This window comes from Cupriavidus sp. R6-3, assembly GCF_059772245.1.
Window position 1 is genome coordinate 1 of sequence record NZ_JCBAJO010000334.1, and the last position, 3,918, is coordinate 3,918.

Sequence of the window (3,918 nt, forward strand, 5' to 3'; positions counted from 1 at the left end):
CGCCGACTGGCTGGACCGGCTGGCGCGGCTGGGCTGCGTCGCGCTGGACGCCAATCATCGGGAACTGAATCAAGATGTGATTGAAGCGGCGCACCGGGCCGGCTATCGGGTCGCCTGCTATACCGTCAACGAGCCTGACCGTGCCGCGGCGCTGCTGGGGTGGGGCGTCGACGCGGTGATTACCGACGCGGTCGACCGGATCCCGCCGCGCGACGGAACATGAAGCGGTGAAAGCGGTAAAAGCGGAGCGGTAAAAAGCAGAATGAAAGCCGTCTGAAAGAAAGCGACGGCATTTCGCAACAGCCATTCCCCGTTGCGAACGGGGTTTTCGGCTGGGAAAACCGGCAAGGCGCGCAATACCGCGGGAAATCGTTGGATCGGTGTTGCACTACCGGAAAAGAGCGGTGGACGTTTGCGCAAACGTGCTATTCTTACGCGCAGTGAAGACTTAGGTCCTTCCCCGCACAACTTGCCCTTCCGGGCTTCTGCGCGCCGGCACCCCAGTGGTGCCGTTTGCTTAGGGGCCTTCAAGAGTTGTTTGCAATCCGCTAACCGGTCAAGCCGTGTCGCGGAAGGTTGATAAACCCGCTTAACTTCGGCATACCCGAAGAATAGTGAGCGCCCCATGATGCAGCAGTATCAGAGCAATTCGTACCTCTTCGGCGGCAACGCGCCGTACGTGGAAGAGCTGTACGAAGCCTACCTCCAGAATCCCGCCTCCGTCCCCGACAACTGGCGCGCGTACTTCGACGCGATGCAGAACGTGCCGGCCGCGAACGGCACCGCCTCCCGAGACATTCCCCACGCACCGATCGTCGCCTCGTTCGCCGAGCGCGCCAAGCAGGGCCCGATCCGCACCATCGTCGCCTCGGCCGATGCCGACATGGGCCGCAAGCGCGTCGCCGCGACCCAGCTGATCGCCGCCTACCGCAACATCGGTTCGCACTGGGCCGACCTCGATCCGCTCAAGCGCCAGGAGCGTCCGCCCCTGCCGGATCTGGATCCCGCCTTCTACGGCTTCTCCGAGGCCGACCTCGACATCGTCTTCAATGCCAGCAACACCTATTTCGGCAAGGAGTCGATGAGCCTGCGCGAGCTGCTGCAGAACCTGCGCGAGACGTATTGCAGCAGCATCGGCGCCGAATTCATGTACATCAGCGACCAGGCGCAGAAGCGCTGGTGGCAGGAGCGCCTGGAGTCGACGCGCGCCCGTCCGGTGTTCACGGCCGAGAAGAAGAAGCACATCCTCGAGCGCCTGACCGCCGCCGAAGGCCTGGAGCGCTTCCTGCATACCAAGTACGTCGGCCAGAAGCGCTTCTCGCTGGAAGGCGGCGAGAGCTTCATCGCCGCGATGGACGAGCTGATCCAGCGCGCAGGCAAGCAGGGCGTGCAGGAAATCGTCATCGGCATGGCCCACCGCGGCCGCCTGAACGTGCTGGTCAACACGCTGGGCAAGATGCCCGCCGACCTGTTCGCCGAATTCGAAGGCAAGCACGTCGACGATCTGCCGGCAGGCGACGTCAAGTACCACAAGGGCTTCTCCAGCGATGTGTCGACGGAAGGCGGCCCGGTCCACCTGTCGCTCGCCTTCAACCCGTCGCACCTGGAAATCGTCAACCCGGTGGTCGAGGGCTCGGCCAAGGCGCGCCAGGAGCGCCGCGGCGAAGCCGGCCATCGCGAGGTTCTGCCGGTGCAGGTGCACGGCGACGCGGCCTTCGCCGGCCAGGGCGTCGTGATGGAAACGCTGAACCTGGCCCAGACCCGCGGCTACGGTACCGGCGGCACGATGCACATCGTGATCAACAACCAGATCGGCTTCACCACCTCGGACCCGCGCGACGCCCGTTCGACGCTGTACTGTACCGACGTGGTCAAGATGATCGAAGCGCCGGTGCTGCACGTCAACGGCGACGATCCCGAGGCCGTCGTGTTCGCGATGCAGCTGGCGGTCGACTACCGCATGGAGTTCAAGAAGGATGTCGTCGTCGACATCATCTGCTTCCGCAAGCTGGGCCACAACGAGCAGGACACCCCGGCGGTCACGCAGCCGCTGATGTACAAGAAGATCTCGGCGCACCCGGGCACCCGCAAGGTGTACGCCGACAAGCTGGCCACGCAGAACGTGGTGCCGGCCGACTTCGGCGACGAGCTGGTCAAGGCCTACCGCGCCGCGATGGACGCGGGCAAGCACACGGTCGATCCGGTGCTGTCGAACTTCAAGAACAAGTTCGCCGTCGACTGGATGCCGTTCCTGAACCGCAAGTGGACCGACGCCGCCGACACCGCCGTGCCGGTGACCGAGCTCAAGCGCCTGGCCGAGCGGATCACCACGATTCCCGAACAGTTCAAGCTGCATCCGCTGGTCGAGAAGGTGATCAAGGACCGCGCCAACATGGGCCGCGGCGACCAGCCGCTGGACTGGGGCATGGGCGAGCATCTGGCCTTCGCCTCGCTGGTGGCATCGGGCTATCCGGTGCGCATCACCGGTCAGGACGCCGGCCGCGGCACCTTCACGCACCGCCACGCCGTGCTGCATGACCAGAACCGCGAGCGCTGGGATGCGGGCACCTACGTGCCGCTGCAGAACGTGTCGGAAGGCCAGGCCCCGTTCACCGTGATCGACTCGGTGCTGTCCGAGGAAGCGGTGCTGGGCTTCGAATACGGCTACTCGACCGCCGAGCCGAACGCGCTGGTGATCTGGGAAGCCCAGTTCGGCGACTTCGTCAACGGCGCGCAGGTCGTGATCGACCAGTTCATCTCGTCGGGCGAAGTCAAGTGGGGCCGCGCCTCGGGCCTGACGCTGATGCTGCCGCACGGCTACGAAGGCCAGGGCCCGGAACACAGCTCGGCGCGCATCGAGCGCTTCCTGCAGCTGTGCGCGGACCACAATATGCAGGTCTGCCAGCCGACCACGCCGGCGCAGATCTTCCACCTGCTGCGCCGCCAGATGATCCGGCTGTTCCGCAAGCCGCTGGTCATCATGACGCCGAAGTCGCTGCTGCGTAACAAGGACGCGGTGTCGCCGCTGTCGGATCTGGCCAAGGGCCATTTCGAGACCGTGATCGGCGAGCACGAGGAACTGAACGCCAGCAAGGTCAAGCGCGTGATCATGTGCTCGGGCAAGGTCTATTACGACCTGGTCGCGACGCGCAAGGAGCGGGGCGCCAGCGATGTCGCCATCATCCGCCTCGAGCAGCTCTATCCGTTCCCGCACAAGGCGGTGGCCGCCGAACTGAAGAAGTATCCGAACGCCACCGAGATCGTGTGGTGCCAGGACGAGCCGCAGAACCAGGGCGCCTGGTTCTTCGTCCAGCACTACATCATGGAGAACATGACGGAAGGGCAGAAGCTGGGCTACGCCGGCCGTCCGGCGTCGGCTTCGCCGGCCGTGGGCTACTACGCCAAGCACAACGAGCAACAGAAGGCGCTGCTGGACGCGGCGTTCTCCAAGCTCAAGGGCTTCGTGCTGAGCAAGTAAGCGCCAGTGCGGGCAGGGCGCGCCGTTGGCGGGCCCTGCCGCGCTGCGCTTGCCGCTTTGCTTGCGCCTGCGCCCCGCAATCCCCGATCGCATCGCATTGCTTCGAACCGCATCGGACCGCGCCAGTCGCTCCCTTGATCACGACTGCGCCGGTTCGCCCCGAATACCGCTGAATACACGCATCTAGCGAGGAAACTCCCACCATGGCCATTGTTGACGTCAAGGTCCCGCAACTGTCCGAATCCGTCGCCGAGGCGACCCTGCTGAACTGGAAGAAGAAGCCCGGTGAAGCGGTCGCGCAGGACGAAATCCTGATCGAAATCGAGACCGACAAGGTCGTGCTCGAAGTGCCGGCACCCTCCGCGGGCGTGCTGTCGCAGATCGTCAAGAACGACGGCGACACCGTGACGGCCGATGAAGTCATTGCCAAGATCGATACC

At 64.8% G+C, this 3,918-nt stretch carries 3 protein-coding genes; all 3 read left to right on the top strand.

The annotated features are described in order from the left end of the window. Positions 1 to 223 (top strand): glycerophosphodiester phosphodiesterase family protein (locus AC6EI8_RS25020; RefSeq protein WP_498383193.1); only part of this gene is annotated, 223 nt, incomplete at its 5' end. A gap of 402 nt (positions 224 to 625) precedes the next feature. After that, a complete protein-coding gene (locus AC6EI8_RS25025) occupies positions 626 to 3,478 on the top strand; it encodes a 2-oxoglutarate dehydrogenase E1 component (protein ID WP_149319126.1) in 2,853 nt (950 codons plus the stop codon). A gap of 203 nt (positions 3,479 to 3,681) precedes the next feature. Beyond that, positions 3,682 to 3,918, top strand: a 237-nt coding sequence (locus AC6EI8_RS25030; RefSeq protein WP_498383194.1) for a biotin/lipoyl-containing protein, incomplete at its 3' end; no start/stop codon positions are given.